General features: G+C 65.2%; 17 protein-coding genes. 7 read left to right on the plus strand and 10 right to left on the minus strand.

The features are described from left to right. Nucleotides 1-41: 41 nt before the first annotated feature. The 5 genes from DPV79_RS22455 to DPV79_RS22480 all read right to left on the minus strand — a co-directional run bounded on the left by DPV79_RS22455 (nucleotide 42) and on the right by DPV79_RS22480 (nucleotide 5508). Complete coding sequence (locus DPV79_RS22455; RefSeq protein WP_113046500.1) at nucleotides 42-1907, minus strand: phosphoenolpyruvate carboxykinase (GTP); 1866 nt, start codon at nucleotides 1905-1907, stop codon at nucleotides 42-44. A 526-nt stretch (nucleotides 1908-2433) separates the two neighbouring features. Then, nucleotides 2434-3210 carry a glucose 1-dehydrogenase gene (locus DPV79_RS22465; RefSeq protein ID WP_048025179.1) on the minus strand — a complete coding sequence of 259 codons (777 nt, stop codon included), beginning with the start codon at nucleotides 3208-3210 and terminating at the stop codon, nucleotides 2434-2436. Nucleotides 3211-3325: 115 nt separating this feature from the next. Beyond that, nucleotides 3326-4081: an SDR family NAD(P)-dependent oxidoreductase gene (locus tag DPV79_RS22470; protein WP_113046501.1), complete on the minus strand. Its 756-nt coding sequence runs from the start codon at nucleotides 4079-4081 to the stop codon at nucleotides 3326-3328. Nucleotides 4082-4090: 9 nt separating this feature from the next. Then, entirely contained in the window at nucleotides 4091-4957 is an 867-nt protein-coding gene (locus tag DPV79_RS22475; RefSeq protein WP_113046502.1) for an SDR family NAD(P)-dependent oxidoreductase, read from the minus strand. 50 nt (nucleotides 4958-5007) lie between these two features. Then, nucleotides 5008-5508: a nuclear transport factor 2 family protein gene (locus DPV79_RS22480; protein WP_113046503.1), complete on the minus strand. Its 501-nt coding sequence runs from the start codon at nucleotides 5506-5508 to the stop codon at nucleotides 5008-5010. Between the two features lie 212 nt (nucleotides 5509-5720). On the opposite strand from DPV79_RS22480, the gene DPV79_RS22485 reads away from it, so the two are divergent. Continuing rightward, a complete protein-coding gene (locus tag DPV79_RS22485) occupies nucleotides 5721-6233 on the plus strand; it encodes a nuclear transport factor 2 family protein (protein WP_021162156.1) in 513 nt (170 codons plus the stop codon). Between the two features lie 51 nt (nucleotides 6234-6284). Continuing rightward, nucleotides 6285-7001: an EthD domain-containing protein gene (locus tag DPV79_RS22490; RefSeq protein ID WP_113046504.1), complete on the plus strand. Its 717-nt coding sequence runs from the start codon at nucleotides 6285-6287 to the stop codon at nucleotides 6999-7001. Between the two features lie 83 nt (nucleotides 7002-7084). Here DPV79_RS22490 and DPV79_RS22495 read toward each other — a convergent pair whose 3' ends face one another. Together DPV79_RS22495 and DPV79_RS22500 are read right to left on the minus strand one after the other, a co-directional pair. Continuing rightward, nucleotides 7085-7450: a hypothetical protein gene (locus tag DPV79_RS22495; RefSeq protein WP_060061700.1), complete on the minus strand. Its 366-nt coding sequence runs from the start codon at nucleotides 7448-7450 to the stop codon at nucleotides 7085-7087. 124 nt (nucleotides 7451-7574) lie between these two features. Then, nucleotides 7575-8339 carry an alpha/beta fold hydrolase gene (locus DPV79_RS22500; protein ID WP_113046505.1) on the minus strand — a complete coding sequence of 255 codons (765 nt, stop codon included), beginning with the start codon at nucleotides 8337-8339 and terminating at the stop codon, nucleotides 7575-7577. Between the two features lie 156 nt (nucleotides 8340-8495). On the opposite strand from DPV79_RS22500, the gene DPV79_RS22505 reads away from it, so the two are divergent. Further along, on the plus strand, nucleotides 8496-8915 hold the full coding sequence (locus DPV79_RS22505; RefSeq protein WP_113046506.1) for an NUDIX hydrolase: 420 nt from the start codon (nucleotides 8496-8498) through the stop codon (nucleotides 8913-8915). A 128-nt stretch (nucleotides 8916-9043) separates the two neighbouring features. Here DPV79_RS22505 and DPV79_RS22510 read toward each other — a convergent pair whose 3' ends face one another. The 3 genes from DPV79_RS22510 to DPV79_RS22520 form a co-directional block, all read right to left on the minus strand. Beyond that, the gene (locus DPV79_RS22510; protein WP_244321799.1) at nucleotides 9044-10069 is read right to left on the minus strand and encodes an alpha/beta hydrolase; all 1026 of its coding nucleotides are present in this window, start codon (nucleotides 10067-10069) and stop codon (nucleotides 9044-9046) included. Between the two features lie 175 nt (nucleotides 10070-10244). Further along, a complete protein-coding gene (locus DPV79_RS22515) occupies nucleotides 10245-11114 on the minus strand; it encodes a hypothetical protein (RefSeq protein WP_113046507.1) in 870 nt (289 codons plus the stop codon). A gap of 141 nt (nucleotides 11115-11255) precedes the next feature. Next, nucleotides 11256-11657: a TetR family transcriptional regulator C-terminal domain-containing protein gene (locus DPV79_RS22520; protein ID WP_059683644.1), complete on the minus strand. Its 402-nt coding sequence runs from the start codon at nucleotides 11655-11657 to the stop codon at nucleotides 11256-11258. A gap of 131 nt (nucleotides 11658-11788) precedes the next feature. Between DPV79_RS22520 and DPV79_RS43665 the strand changes: the two genes are divergently transcribed. The 4 genes from DPV79_RS43665 (at nucleotide 11789) to DPV79_RS22540 (ending at nucleotide 14507) form a co-directional block, all read left to right on the plus strand. Further along, nucleotides 11789-11923, plus strand: coding sequence for a hypothetical protein (locus DPV79_RS43665; RefSeq protein ID WP_256626316.1), 135 nt, complete (start codon nucleotides 11789-11791; stop codon nucleotides 11921-11923). Between the two features lie 317 nt (nucleotides 11924-12240). Further along, the gene (locus DPV79_RS22530; protein WP_021162167.1) at nucleotides 12241-12744 is read left to right on the plus strand and encodes a YbaK/prolyl-tRNA synthetase associated domain-containing protein; all 504 of its coding nucleotides are present in this window, start codon (nucleotides 12241-12243) and stop codon (nucleotides 12742-12744) included. Between the two features lie 83 nt (nucleotides 12745-12827). Next, complete coding sequence (locus DPV79_RS22535) at nucleotides 12828-13466, plus strand: helix-turn-helix transcriptional regulator (RefSeq protein ID WP_021162168.1); 639 nt, start codon at nucleotides 12828-12830, stop codon at nucleotides 13464-13466. A 66-nt stretch (nucleotides 13467-13532) separates the two neighbouring features. Then, complete coding sequence (locus tag DPV79_RS22540; RefSeq protein ID WP_059484867.1) at nucleotides 13533-14507, plus strand: threo-3-hydroxy-L-aspartate ammonia-lyase; 975 nt, start codon at nucleotides 13533-13535, stop codon at nucleotides 14505-14507. Nucleotides 14508-14536 lie beyond the last annotated feature (29 nt).

Here is a 14536-nt window from a genome sequence, read left to right on the forward strand (position 1 = left end):
CCGGCGGCGGGACGTCGGAGCGACAACGTCGATGCGGGCCGTCAGGCGCCGATACGCTGCTCGATCTTCTTCATCGTGTCGGTCATTTCAGCCGGCAGGCGCAGCTTCAGCATGTCGAACAGCGCCGCATGCAGTTTCAGCTCCTCACGCCATTCGTCGGCGTTCATCGACGTCACCGCGTCGAACTGCTCGCGCGTGAAATCGAGGCCGTCCCAGTGCAGGTCCTCATACGCCGGCGACACGCCGAACGCATGCTCGCCGCCGCCGCCCGTGCCTTCGAGACGGTCGAGCATCCACTTCAGCACGCGCATGTTCTCGCCGAAGCCCGGCCACACGAACTTGCCGTTCGCATCCTTGCGGAACCAGTTCACGCAGTAGATCTTCGGCAGTTTCGCGCCGGCGCCTTCGAGCTGCTTGCCGAGCTTCAGCCAGTGCGCGAAATAATCGCTGACGTTGTAACCACAGAACGGCAGCATCGCGAACGGATCGCGGCGCACGATGCCCTGCTGGCCGACCGCCGCGGCGGTCGTCTCCGAGCCCATCGTCGCAGCCATGTACACGCCTTCGACCCAGTCGCGTGCTTCGGTCACCAGCGGCACGGTCGTCGAACGGCGGCCACCGAAGATGAACGCGTCGATCGGCACGCCGGCCGGGTTCTCCCAGTCGTCGTCGATCGACGGGCACTGCGCGGCCGGCGCCGTGAAGCGCGAATTAGGATGCGCCGCCTTGCGGCCCGTCTCCTTGCCGATCTCCGGCGTCCACGGGTTGCCCTGCCAGTCGGTCAGCTTCGCGGGCGGCGTGTCGGTCAGCCCTTCCCACCACACGTCGCCGTCTTCCGTCAGCGCGACATTCGTGAAGATCACGTTTTCCGTGAGCGTCGAGATTGCGTTCGGGTTGGTCTTCACGCCCGTGCCCGGCGCGACACCGAAGAAGCCGGCTTCCGGGTTGATCGCATACAGTCGGCCGTCGCGGCCCGGCTTCAGCCACGCGATGTCGTCGCCGATCGTCGTGACCTTCCAGCCATCGAAGCCCTGCGGCGGAATCAGCATCGCGAAGTTCGTCTTGCCGCACGCGGACGGGAATGCGGCCGCGACGTGATACTTCTTGCCGGCCGGCGACGTCACGCCGAGGATCAGCATGTGTTCGGCGAGCCAGCCCTGGTCGCGCCCCATCGTCGATGCGATACGCAGCGCGAAACACTTCTTGCCGAGCAGCGCGTTGCCGCCGTAGCCCGAACCGAAACTCCAGATCTCGCGCGTCTCGGGGAAATGCACGATGTACTTGACCGGGTTGCACGGCCACGGCACGTCCTGCTGGCCGGCTTCGAGCGGATGGCCGACGCTGTGCACGCACGGCACGAAATCGCCGTCCTCGCCCAGCACGTCATACACCTCGCGGCCCATGCGCGTCATGATCCGCATGTTCACGGCGACGTACGGGCTGTCGGACAGCTCGACGCCGACGTGCGCGATCGGCGAGCCGAGCGGGCCCATCGAGAACGGCACGACGTACAGCGTGCGGCCGCGCATCGAGCCGCGGAACAGGCCGTTGAGCGTCTCGCGCATTTCGGCGGGCGCGATCCAGTTGTTGGTCGGGCCGACGTCGTCGCGCGATGCCGCGCAGATGAACGTGCGATCCTCGACGCGCGCGACGTCGGACGGATCGGATTGCGCGAGATACGAGTTCGGGCGCTTCGCCGGGTTCAGCCGTTTGAGCGTGCCCTGGTCGACCATCGCCTGGCACAGCGCGTCGTTTTCTTCCTGCGAACCGTCACACCACACGACACGCTCGGGCTCCGTGAGCGCCGCGATGCGCGACACCCAGTCGATCAGCTTGCGATGTTTGACGAAAGCCGGCGGAGCGATCAGCGGGCCGTGTGTTGCTTCGGCCAGATTGTTTTGCGACATGAGGGTGTCTCCAGATTATTGGGCGAGGATGGGGGATGCGGGGCGAGCCCGCGAGATGTGGGATGCGATTGGAGCGCAGGGTGCGGCGGCGCGCAGGACGGGACACGCGAGCGGAGCGCGTGTCGATGCCGCGATGCGTGCGAGAGAAGGTGACGTCTCGTTAGAAGGTGCGAACGCGAGTTTCGCCATGCAAGCAACCTGCCGTACAACTCCATGGCGACCAGCATACCATCGCCGTTATTCGGCAAACGTTGCGTTGCAACAAGAAACAACTATGTCGGCGATCCGGCACGCCGGTTGCCTGTGAATTATTTTTACAACGCCATTGCGCGCGTTTCTGCGGTGAAAACGGCCAGGACGGCCGTCCAACAAGGGTTTCGCGGAAGCGGCAAATCCGGCCCGCCGCGCCCGCGTTTGGCCAGCGAGCGCGCGGGCCGTGCGAATTCACGTTTTCGCTAGTCAGGCAAACCCTGAATTAGGTTGCGTACACAAACATCCGACGAGAACGTGCGGCAGGCCCACCCGCTCAAAACGGCGCGCCCGGCAATCCGGGGTAATACGCGCCTGCCGCCATCCCGCCGTCGACGGCCAGTTCGGCGCCGTTGCAGTACGACGCTTCGTCGCTCGCGAGGAACAGCGTCGCGCGCGCGATTTCATCGGGCAGGCCGACGCGTTGCAGCGGCACGTTCGCATAGTGCTTGTTGATTTCCTCGAGCGGCGCGCCGGTCGGGTTCGACATCGCGGTGTTCACGCCGCCCGGATGGATCGAATTCACGCGCACGCCCTGATGGCCGAGTTCGAGCGCCGCGACCTTCGTCAGCCCGCGCACGCCCCACTTGCTCGACACATACGCGGCCAGTGCGTTCACGCCGCGCAGCCCGTCCACCGACGAGATGTTGACGATCGACCCGCTTTTCTGCGCGATCATGCGCGGCGCGATCGTCCGGATCCCGACGAACGTGCCGACGAGGTTGATCGACACCGCACGCTCGAAATCGCGTTTCGACAGCTCGGTGATGCCGCCGAACGTCAGCACGGCCGCATTGTTCACCAGCACGTCGATACGGCCGAACTGCTCGACCGTCGCTTCGGTCACGCGCACCCAGCTCGCTTCGTCGGCGACGTCGAGCCGCATGAAGCGCGCCGCATCGCCGAGCTCGCGCGCGAGCGCTTCGCCTTCCGCATCGAGCACGTCGCCGATCACGACGCGCGCGCCCTCCGCGACGAACAGCCGGCACGTCGCCGCGCCCATGCCACGCGCACCGCCCGTGACGATCGCTACCTTTCCTTCCAGTCGACCCATGTCGTCCTCTCTTCGATTACGGTTTGCCGGTCGCCGCGCGCAGGCGTGCACGCGCTTGCCGGATCATGATTGGCACGCGGCCGGTGCCGCGCGCCTCCGCCGTCAGCCGCCGCCGTCAGCCCCAGTACGCCTGCCCGCCGTCGAGCGGCAGCGTCGCGCCCGTCAGGTACGCCGCGTCGCGGCTCGCCAGAAACACGATCGCGCGCCCGATGTCCTGCTCGCAGTCGCCTACGCGGCCGAGCGGAATCGTGCGGAAAAACGCGGCGGCTTCCTGCGGGTTCGCGTCGACCCAGCCTTTCAGGCCCGGCGACAACGCATGCGGTGCGACCGCGTTCACGCGGATCCCGTCCCCGCCCCACTCGCAGGCAGCCGCGCGCGTCAGCGCACGAATCGCCTCCTTGGTCGCCGCGTACGCGCCGTAGCCGGACGCATCCCAGCGCACCGCGGCCGACGAAGCGAAATTGACGATCACGCCGTCGCCCTTCAGATGCGGATGGCACGCGCGCATCATGCGCAGCGTCGCGATCGGCCCCGACTCGAGCCCCGCGAGGAAATCCGCATCGGTGACGTCGAGCAGGCAGCCGAGCGGCACGACCTGCGCGTTGTTGATCAGGATCTGCACGCCGCCGAAGCGCGCAACGACGCTGTCGACGCACGTCACGATCTGCGCGGCGTTCATCACGTCGCACACGAACGGCTCGGCCACGCCGCCACGCGCGCGAATCGCCTCGCAGGTCGCGAGCAGCTTGTCGCGGGTACGACCGACCACCGCAACGTGCGCGCCTTCCGACGCGAGCGCCTGCGCGACGCCCTGGCCGACGCCCTGCCCCGCGCCCGTCACGAGCGCGATCTTGCCTTTCAGGATGCCCATGTGCGCTCCTCAGGCGACGATCGCCGGATGGGCCTGCACGGGCCCGCCGAGCAGTTCGCGGTACGACGGCGGCTGCTTGCCGTCGAGATCGGCGATGCCGTATTGCAGCGCGGCTTCCGCGCCGACGAGCACCTGCCCCGACAACCCCATGCGCTGCGGATCGCCATGGATCGCGTGAATCACGCGGCCCGTGAATTCCGGACTTTCCGCGACGAGCGAGAATTCCTTGTACAGATCCGGGTGTTCTTCCCACACGCGCGTCGTGCGCTCGGTGCGCAGCGGGCCCATCCAGATCGACACGGCCGCGACGTCGAACGGCTTCAGGTCGACGGCCATGTCCTTCGCGAACTTGTCGACACCTGATTTCTGCGCGCCGTAGGCCGCCCCGTGCATGTAACAGCTCGCGCCGAACGACGACGTGAACGCGATCAGCCCGCTGCGACGCTTCACCATCAGCGCCGCCGCGTGCCAGCTCGCGACATAGGCCGAGCGCAGCCCGACATCGAGGATGTTGACGAGGTCGAGCGACTTCTCCCAGAACGGGCCCGGCAGGATCAGTTGATCGTGCAGGTAGGTCGCGTTGTTGACGAGAATGTCGAGCCGCCCGCTTTCACGTTCGACGCGCTCGAACAGCGCCTTCACCTGCGCGTCGTCCGCGTGGTCGCACGCCACCGCGATTCCGCGGCCGCCGAGCGCATCGATCTCGCGTGCGGTCTCGTGAATCGTGCCGGGCAGCGGCGCATCGCCTTCGTTCTGCGAGCGGCCCGTGACGTAGACGGTCATGCCGGCCGCACCGAGCGCGCGCGCGACGCCCTTGCCCGCGCCGCGCGATGCGCCCGTCACGACGGCGACCGGCGCATCGTGGTTCTGTGTCATGTTCGATGTCTCCTGTGGAATGTGCGTCATGTGCATGGCGCTGGCGTGCGTCAGGCGGCCGGCGGCTGTGCACCGGCGAACAGCACGCCCGGCGCATCGCCTTCGTAACGGGCCGACAGCGTCGACGTGACGACGCAGCGCGTGCCCGCGATCTTCCATTCGCCGTCGACCTTCCGGTATTCGTCGTCGTAGTACGCGCCGAGCTGCGTGAGCGTTCGCGCGTTCGTGTCGATCACCTGGTAGTGCAGGCCCCACGTGCCGCGCGCATGCACGTCGTCGAGCACGTCGATCTCGGGATTCACGCCGTGATGCATCTCGACGATGTGCGGATGGCAGCCGAGTTGCGCGAATACGTCGACGAGCGCGTCGCGCGTGTCGAACGTGCCGATGCGGCCGTAGTCGATGTGCACGTGGCCGGGCGCGAAGCAGTCGCGCATCCCTTGGGAATCCTTGCGGTCGCAGCACATGAAGTAGCGCGCCTTCAGCCGGCGGATCGCGTCGGCATCCTCGAGCCGGCGCACACGCGCTTCCAGCGATTCGATGAGGGTCATCCTGTCTCCTTGTTCGGTGCCGGCGCGGTTCGATGGCCGCGTCGATGCCACGTTACCGCCGCGCGATGCGTCGGCCATCACCCGTTCGGATGAAACCGGCGATTCGTCCTCGCAGCGCGGGGCGCATGCGGACGGCGCGTTCGTCCGAACAGACGATGTGATGCAGTCGGCTTCGTTCCTACCATCGAACGACACCACCACGAGACCCGGCGATGGACGACACGACCCGCACGCTCCATGAGTACGAGCAGATCCGACAGTTGAAGTACCGGTATTTCCGCGCGGTCGACACGCACGACTGGGCGCTGCTCGCGGATTGCCTGACCGAAGACTGCGAGGCCCGCCTGTACGGCGGCCGCTACGTGTACGACGGCCGCGACGCGTTCGTGTCGAGTCTGCGCGAGCTGATCGGCAAGCCGACTTTCCTGACGATGCATCACGGCCATCACCCCGAGCTCACGCTGGTCTCGGCCGATCATGCGTGCGGCGTGTGGTTTCTCGAGGACCACGCGATCAATCTCGAGGACAACTACCTGCTGCACGGCACTGCGTTCTACGACGACCAGTACGTGAAACGCGATGGCGCGTGGCGCATTCACGCGACGCGCCACGAACGCCTGTTCGAAACCGTCACGTCGCCGATTCCGCCGTCGTTCACGCTGACCGCGAACCGGTTCGCGCCGGACGCACACCCGTCGGCCGGATCGCCTGAAATCGCTTCCTGAACCCCGGCGGCAACGCCGCCGATCCCGTCATTACCCTCTGGAGCCGGAGCAATGGAGAAAGTCATTTACGTGTTGTGGCGCGACGCGCAGGCTGCGCCCGATCAGTGGAGCCGCTCGGTGCGCGCGCCACTCGCCGACAAGCTGCTGTCGCTCGGTGCGCACGGCGTGCAGGTGAACGTAGCGGATGCGGACGTCGCGCCGGCCGCCGGCCTGAAGCAGACCAACACGCACCCGGGCATCGACGGGATCGTCGCGGTGTGGGTCGATAGCGCGAACGCGATGTTTCGGCAGCCGTTCGACGACGCGGTGCGTGCGGTCGTCCCGCACATGGCTGCGTATCTCGTCACGGAGTCGCAACCGATTCCGAATACGCGCTTTCCAGCACGGCCGGGCGAGCGCACCATGGGCTTCTCGCAGCTCGCGTTCCTGAAGCGGCCGCCGCGCCTCACGCACGAAGCATGGCTCGACGTGTGGCACGGACATCACACGCGCGTCGCGATCGATACGCAGGACAATTTCCTGTATGTGCAGAACGTCGTCGTGCGCGCGCTCACGCATGCGGCGCCCGGTTACGACGCGATCGTCGAGGAATGCTTTCCCGCCGCGGCGATGACCGATCCGCATGCGTTTTTCGATGCGGTCGGCGATGACGAAAAATTCCAGCGCAATGTGGCCGAGATGATGGACAGCTGTGGACGCTTCATCGACTTCGACAAGATCGATGTGGTGCCGACGAGCCAGTATGTGGTGAAGGCAGTGCGGGGGTGAGATCGGGGGGCGTGGGGCGATCCTTGCCGGCGCCGGGAGTTGTCGTTCGATATTGCCGAACAGGCTTTCCCGGCCCCTTCAACTCACTCGAACTTGCGGAAATCCACGTATTCCTTGACGAACTTCCCCGTCGACAGGAGGGCGCTTTCGATGTCCGCGATAACGGATGAGTTGTCGATCGACGCCGTCACGAACAGTCCCCAGATATCGTCGTCAATTTCATAGTGGCCCCGCGCGTAGGTCCAATAGCTGAAGTAGCGGTCGTGAAACATTGCGACCACGGGTTCATCAAGGCCGTGCGGATGCGGAACCTCGACAGCATGCAGCGCATCCTGCAGGATCGCGGCGATGCTCGGGAAATCCGCTGCACGATGATCATCGAGTACCTCGACCAGCAGATCACTGCCGTGAAATACCGGTCGAACACGGAATCGAATCAGGTTTGTCATGGCTCGTTTTCTGTTGTCGTGGCCCGGTATCGATCGACTGCTCGCAGCCGGTTACGAAAGCGGACACGCCGAACGGGCATTGGTCGCGTCGATGACGGCACACTTGCCGACGCCGGTTTTCCGGTTACCCGAGCGCCTGCCGGATCGCCAAGGCGAGCCCGGCCGGATTCTCCCAGGCCATCGAATGACCCGCGTTTTCCACGATGCCGACGTTCACCCCTTCCGCGGGAAGACGTTCGGTGTCGACGTCGGGCAGCGAGCGTGCGCCAAACAAAACGGTTCTCGGCATCTTCATCGCACAGAGCTGCTCGCGCCAGCTTGGATGACTGCCCTCGATGAGCGACACGGCACTTCGATGAACTGCATACGGAGCACTGGCCGACATCGAAGCAGCCCAGATATCGCTGCCGTCGGCGGCGGATTCGGCGATCAGTGCGGCGTGCCCGGCTTGCACATATTCCACCTCTGTCATCGCCGCGATTTTCCTGCTGAAAAAGCCGCCTCCAGGCGCCAGATTGGGCTCACCCAGCACGAGATGTCGCACCCGCTCACCGAGCTGCATCGATGCGGCGATCGCCACTGCGCCCCCCATGCTGTGACCGAACAGGTTGAGCGACGACAGCGCCAGATGATCGGCGAGTGCCACGATCGTTCCGGCATGGTCTTGAATGGTGTAGGAAAAGTCCACGGGCCGATCGCTGAACCCGAATCCAGGCAGATCGACCAGCACCGCCCGATGCCCCGACAAAGCAGGCTGTGCCATGACACCCGGATAATCGCAGGAGGACGCGCACCCCAATCCGTGAACGAAGAATGTCGGTATCCCTTGCCCGGGGAGATCGTGATACCGGAGTCCCCATTGGCCGTTCCTTACAGCAAAAGTCTTCATGTTCGATTTCCAACTTTCAACGTTCAACGGCCGTATCGGCCGTACCGCGCCCTGACATCGCTGTCGTGCCACACGGATGCTTATATCAAATCGAGCGTACGCGTCGATACCCGAGAATCTACACTGACAGCCCTGCTTCCACGATATGGATCATGCATGGAATCGCCTGCCCCCTTCAGTGGTTCGAAGATTGCGCTCTTCAAGGACCGGGACATCCTCGTCTATCGACGTGACGACAAGCCCGACATCCCGTTTCCCGGCCTGTGGGACTTGCCCGGCGGAGGCAGGGAAGGTAACGAGACGCCCGAAGCATGCGTGTTGCGTGAACTCCATGAGGAATTCGGATTGACGATACCGGGCAGCCGGATAGGTTGGTCCAGGGTCTATCCGTCGAGCCGGCCCGACCGCCTGCCACACTGGTTCTTCGCCGGTTGGCTGAGCTCCACGGAAATCGCCGCGATCCGTTTCGGCAATGAAGGCCAGGAATGGACGCTGATGGATGTCGACGCGTATCTGCAGCTCACTGATGCGATCACGCATTTGCAGGCGCGCGTGACGGATTATCTGAATCGTTGACGGCGCACGATTGCCGGCGATTGACGTTTGTCCGTCGAATGTCGCGTGCTGGCGAACGCCCGATCGATGCGTACGACCGAAGCTGGCTGACGTGACCATGCCCGCTTCCCGTCAGCAGACACTCGACGTCATTTGACCGGTGCCTGCTTCGATAAAGGCCGCCCTGACGGATCAACCGGATTCGATTGGAACTGGCACCGGTTCGTCGCCGCATGCACGAACGCCGAAATTGCCGCCACCACGCCATCCGCCAGCGGCAGATCCGGGTTCGAATAAGCGGCGAGGTTTTCCTGCAGCGCCGACGTGCGAACCGTCTTGAGCGCATGATTGGCGTCGGCGATCAGCGCCATTTCGGCCCGCGGATTGGCCTGCTTCAGAAGTTCCGCGTCCTGTACGACGACCTGGATATCCCGCGCCCCCTGCACGATAAGCACGGGCTTCATGTAACCGGCCGCCAGCGCTGCCGGATCGAGGGTCAACTCGCTCATCAGGAAGCGCTGGACTTGCGGCCTGAACAACGGCATGAGTGCCGGGTCGATCCTGGCCGCGTCTACCCGTTCACCTGCCTCCAGGGATTCGAGGATCGACATTGCATTGGCAAGAATCGGCGCATTTGCCGGGTTCGATTGCAGTTGTTGCCTCAACACGGGCCCTAGCGGGCGCCCTGCCGTCGATACCAGGATCAGGCCGTCGATGTCGTCCATTTGCCGGGCAGCCGACAACGCCACCCATCCGCCCTCGCTATGCCCCAACAGCCACACGCGGGAAGCTCCCGTCCGCGCGCGAATGGCGGCGACCCACGAACGGACGTCGGCCGCGTACTCGTCGATCGTGACGTCATCGGCATCCGGTATCGCCGACGCGCTGCCGTACAGGCCGCGCTTGTCGATTCGAACCGACGCGATTCCTTTATCGCGCAATCCTTCCGCGAGCAATCGGTAGGTTGACGCCTGAATCCCGTTCGGCGCGTTACCGTTCCTGTCGGTCGGGCCCGAGCCCGGCACGATCAGCACCACCGGGGCATCGCCGGAACCCGGGGATAACAGCGTGCCTTTCAACGGGCCGGCCGGGCCCGGCGCTTCGATTTCCGTCTGCATGGTATTTAAAGGATCTCTCGAATGAAGGGCGAAAGCCATTGTGATGCTTGCGAACATCGCCGTCACCATCGGCCCCGGCCGCGCATGAAGCCCTCGACGTCTTCCTGGGATAGCCACGACGTCCTGGCAACACGGCGATCAATTGCCAACGACGGAAGCGGCTCGTTCAAGCCGTCGTACCTGGCCGACGCCTGTCGGATGCAATTGACCGAGGCCGCCCCGTTCTTGCCCGTCAGTCACCCGTGAACCGGCGCGGCTGATACGTCTTCCCGTTCCAGGTAAAACGCGCGGACTTGCCCGACCCGGCCTTTCCCTTGGGGCGCACAAGGAGGTCGTAGTGCCCGTTCGTCATGTGAGGACTGAACGACAGCACGTAATGCGTCTCCGTCGTATTTTCCGCATCACAGGAATCCTGCTGTGCATCGCCCGGCTTCCCGCGTTTTCCGTCATTCTTCTCCTCACATTCCGCCGCCCCGTCCTTGTCATAGGTCGACCAGTCGGTAAGCGCGGAGAAGACGGGCGTCACGCGACCATCGCGATAACGGTACAGGTTCAGTATCCCGGTCGAATCGCTATGTGCGGTCGACGTGTAGTTGTTGCCAAAGAGCACGCCGAAGGCGGTTTCCTGCGCGCTGATGCGGTAGGGAATGACGTCCATGGCCAGGAAGGCACTCCATAACATCGGCGACGTATCGACGCGCTCGCTCCGATCGCTCGCGAGCAGGCGGAACCCTTGCCCGTCGCGGGTCAGCACACCTGTCCACAACTCCGCGTCGACGGTCTCGCTCGGGCGCTGGACCAATGCGGCCACGACCCAAAGCGGCCCGGAAGCCGATGGACCATGCGCCCATGGTGACAGCGCGACACCCTTGACACTGTCCGCCGGGGCCGGGTCCGTGCCCATCAGGGTACGCAACGCCGCTTGTTGCTGCTCGTCGTCGGTCACGTTGCTCGACGCAAACGCGCAGTGCGCAACCAGCGCCAGGACGAGCGTCAGCACCGTCTGGATGGAAAAGTCGAGTTTCCTGCTTCTTCGGGCGCGTGAGTCTCGCCGCCCAAAGGATGAATCATCTCCGCGCGCTTCCTGCATGCCGATCGACATTGCCCGTGTTCTCCTTATAGATCCTGTTTCCAGCCAGTTGCAAGCAAGTTTCGTCGCATCAACGTCTCTGCGCCCGACTCGACGGGCTTCGACCACTCGAGCCGATGCCGGAGACGTCGAACCGCATCGCAGCGATTCAATTCATGGCGCCTTGGCTAAAGCCAGAACGGCCATCACCGCATCGTCCTCGATTCCCTTGATATCAGACGGGAACCGGTTTCTTTGCGGTATCAACACGATGAGCCCCTCGATCTGCGCGGTAACCAGCGCGGCTCGCCTCGCGAGCGCGGCTTGCGACAGCGCCGGGTTCACGGCCTCGATGAATCCGGCGATCACGCGCCGTTGAAACCCGTATCCCTCTTCGAGCATTTTCCGCGCGAACTCCTGAGTCTGCGCCAGTGCCCAGAAGTTCACGAACAGGCTTTGCGTCCGGGGCTGCTTGCCGTCCTCGAGCAACAACCTGACCACTTTCTCCAGGCGGCCCTCGGCTGTCAGCGACGTGTCCGCGCTGACACTGTCGTACGTATTGGCGTAGGCCTCCATCGTCGCGGAAAATCGGTTTCATCGACGACGAACGCATCATCTACTCGGGTGGATGTTTCGGTCACGGCGTCGCCCTGACGCACCTCAACGGCCGGACGATCGCGGACATGCTGAGCGGGAAGCAAACGGCCTTGACGGACTTCTGGATCGTGAACCGCAAATCGATGTCGATGAAGAGCGACACGCTGTCGTTCCTGTTCGGCAGGGCGGCCCGTCAAGCCCTGAAGACCTGGGACCGATGGGAGGAGCGAGGATTGACGAAGTAACCGCGGGGGATCCGCGCGTTCCCGCCCTGGCCGGCGGCATGACGCTGGCGCCGGCCCCCCCGTCGCGATTCCCCTCACCCGAAATCCTCATTCTTCAACGGGCCGCGCGCCGGCAATTCCCCGGCGCTCATCAACATTGCGCAACGCAACTGTTTGTCGATCCCCTTTCCACCCGCCGCGCCCTCCACGCCCCACTCGCGCGCACCTTTGCCACGCCCATGACAAAACGTCTATAATTGGACAATCCATCGACTGGCGCGCCGAAGCATTCGCCCCTGGCGCGCCTCGATTCCCCGGCCCCGCCTGCCCGGAACGACATGAGCGACTACCCCGTTTTCGACACGCTTTGCGATCTGCTGAACACGTCCGGCGCACGATTCCGCGTGCTGGAACATCCGGCCGAAGGAAAATCCGACGCGATCGCCGCGCTGCGCGGCACACGGCCCGAACAGGGCGCGAAGGCGATGCTGTGCACGTTCAAGGACGGCGGCGACGCCACTGCGCTCGCGGTGATTCCCGGCCACCTGAAGATCGATTTCCGCAAGGTCGCCGATGCGGTCGGCCGTCGCAAGGCGACACTCGCATCGCCCGATCTCGCGGCCGCCGTCACGCGCTGCGTGATGGGCGCCGTGCCGCCGTTCGTGTTCGACGCCGGCGTGACGCTCGTCGTCGATCCCGCACTGGTCGAACAGAACACCGAGATTGCATTCAACGCGGGCCGCCTCGACCGCTCCGTCGTACTCGACTCGGCCGACTACGTGCGGATCGCGCAGCCGCTGCTCGCCGACATCACGCGGCCGCAAGCGGCGGACGGCGAGTAACCCGCCGGCCGCCGGTCGCCCGCCGCCGGTCGCCCGTTTCCCGGCACCCTCGCATCGATCCGAACACCAAACGCGAAACCACCATGACCACCACCCGGAACAAGGCGCCGTCCGAGCAGGCATCGCTGATCGAACAGGTGCAGCGCATTGCCGAAGGGCTCGGCGCGATGTTCGCGCCGTTCACCGAGGTCGTGGTTCACGACCTGCGCACGCCGAAGCACGCGATTCTCGCGATCCACAACAACCTGTCGGGACGCGCAGTCGGCGATCCCGCGACCGAGCTCGGCCTCGCCCGCATCGCGGATGACGATTTCCCGCAAGTGCTCGCGAACTACCCGAACCGCTTCGCCGACGGCCGCACCGCGAAAAGCACGTCGATCGGCATCAAGGATTCGACCGGCCGCTACGTGGCCGCGCTGTGCCTGAACGCCGACACCACGCTGTTCCGCGGCTTCCAGGGCATGCTGAACCAGTTCTGCAGCACGGACGGCGAAGCCGTCGCCGAAACGCTCGACCCGGCCGGCGCGGACGCGATCCGGCAACGCATCGACGCATTCGCGATGCGCCTCGCGACGACGCCGCGCGAACTGAAGACCGACCAGCGCCGCGAGCTGATGCAGGCGCTGAAGGCCGACGGTTTCCTCGAAGTGCGCCGCGCGATGGAAATCGTGTCGCAGCATCTCGGCGTCTCGCGCGCGACCGTCTACAACGATGCGAAATGATTCCGGATTCCGGCGCGCCGTGCGCGCGGCGTCCCTGTTGACTGACCTTTCCGACCCCAAACGACCATGAACGCTCCGACTCTCCCCACGTACGACGACGTTGCCGCCGCCGCGGCCCGGCTCGAAGGCCATGCGCACCGCACGCCGGTGATGACGTCGCGGACGATCGACGAAGCGCTCGGCGCGCAGGTGTTCTTCAAGTGCGAGAACCTGCAGCGCATGGGCGCGTTCAAGTTCCGCGGCGCGTTCAACGCGCTGTCGCGCTTCGACGCGGAGCAGCGCCGCAACGGCGTCGTCGCGTTCTCGTCCGGCAACCATGCGCAGGCGATCGCGCTGTCGGCGCGCATCCTCGGCATTCCCGCGACGATCGTGATGCCGCAGGACGCGCCGGCCGCGAAGATCGCCGCGACGCGCGGCTACGGCGGCAAGGTCGTGACCTACGACCGCTACACCGAGGATCGCGAGCAGATCGGGCGCGATCTCGCGGCGCGACACGGGCTCACGCTGATCCCGCCCTACGACCACCCGGACGTGATCGCGGGCCAGGGCACGGCGGCCAAGGAACTGTTCGACGAAGTCGGCCCGCTCGACGCGGTATTCACGCCGCTCGGCGGCGGCGGGTTGCTGTCGGGCACGGCGCTCGCCACGCGCGCGCTGTCGCCGAACGCGACGCTGTACGGCGTCGAGCCGGAAGCCGGCAACGACGGCCAGCAATCGTTCCGCTCCGGCGCGATCGTGCATATCGACACGCCGCGCACGATCGCCGACGGTGCGCAGACGCAGCACCTCGGCAACCTGACGTTCCCGATCATCCGCCGCGACGTCGACGACATCCTCACCGCGACCGACGCGGAACTGGTCGACTGCATGCGTTTCTTCGCCACGCGTATGAAGATTGTGGTCGAGCCGACCGGCTGCCTGTCGTTCGCCGCCGTGCGACGGATGAAGGATGCGCTGCAGGGCAAGCGCGTCGGCGTGGTGATCAGCGGCGGCAACGTCGATCTCGAGAACTTCTGCACGCTGGTGTCGGCGTCGGCCTGACCATCGCGGCGCGCATGACCATGCCGTGA

The organism is Burkholderia reimsis, assembly GCF_003294055.1.
Lineage (GTDB): Bacteria > Pseudomonadota > Gammaproteobacteria > Burkholderiales > Burkholderiaceae > Burkholderia > Burkholderia cepacia.

Bases quoted from the DNA above. Each gene is read 5' to 3' on its own strand.
- DPV79_RS22455 (WP_113046500.1), bottom strand. From the start codon at position 1,907: ATGTCGCAAAACAATCTGGCCGAAGCAACACACGGCCCGCTGATCGCT.
- DPV79_RS22490 (WP_113046504.1), top strand. From the start codon at position 6,285: ATGGAGAAAGTCATTTACGTGTTGTGGCGCGACGCGCAGGCTGCGCCC.
- DPV79_RS22485 (WP_021162156.1), top strand. From the start codon at position 5,721: ATGGACGACACGACCCGCACGCTCCATGAGTACGAGCAGATCCGACAG.
- DPV79_RS22530 (WP_021162167.1), top strand. From the start codon at position 12,241: ATGAGCGACTACCCCGTTTTCGACACGCTTTGCGATCTGCTGAACACG.
- DPV79_RS22510 (WP_244321799.1), bottom strand. From the start codon at position 10,069: ATGTTCGCAAGCATCACAATGGCTTTCGCCCTTCATTCGAGAGATCCT.
- DPV79_RS22505 (WP_113046506.1), top strand. From the start codon at position 8,496: ATGGAATCGCCTGCCCCCTTCAGTGGTTCGAAGATTGCGCTCTTCAAG.
- DPV79_RS22500 (WP_113046505.1), bottom strand. From the start codon at position 8,339: ATGAAGACTTTTGCTGTAAGGAACGGCCAATGGGGACTCCGGTATCAC.
- DPV79_RS22540 (WP_059484867.1), top strand. From the start codon at position 13,533: ATGAACGCTCCGACTCTCCCCACGTACGACGACGTTGCCGCCGCCGCG.
- DPV79_RS22480 (WP_113046503.1), bottom strand. From the start codon at position 5,508: ATGACCCTCATCGAATCGCTGGAAGCGCGTGTGCGCCGGCTCGAGGAT.
- DPV79_RS22465 (WP_048025179.1), bottom strand. From the start codon at position 3,210: ATGGGTCGACTGGAAGGAAAGGTAGCGATCGTCACGGGCGGTGCGCGT.
- DPV79_RS22470 (WP_113046501.1), bottom strand. From the start codon at position 4,081: ATGGGCATCCTGAAAGGCAAGATCGCGCTCGTGACGGGCGCGGGGCAG.
- DPV79_RS22520 (WP_059683644.1), bottom strand. From the start codon at position 11,657: ATGGAGGCCTACGCCAATACGTACGACAGTGTCAGCGCGGACACGTCG.
- DPV79_RS22495 (WP_060061700.1), bottom strand. From the start codon at position 7,450: ATGACAAACCTGATTCGATTCCGTGTTCGACCGGTATTTCACGGCAGT.
- DPV79_RS22535 (WP_021162168.1), top strand. From the start codon at position 12,828: ATGACCACCACCCGGAACAAGGCGCCGTCCGAGCAGGCATCGCTGATC.
- DPV79_RS22475 (WP_113046502.1), bottom strand. From the start codon at position 4,957: ATGACACAGAACCACGATGCGCCGGTCGCCGTCGTGACGGGCGCATCG.
- DPV79_RS22515 (WP_113046507.1), bottom strand. From the start codon at position 11,114: ATGTCGATCGGCATGCAGGAAGCGCGCGGAGATGATTCATCCTTTGGG.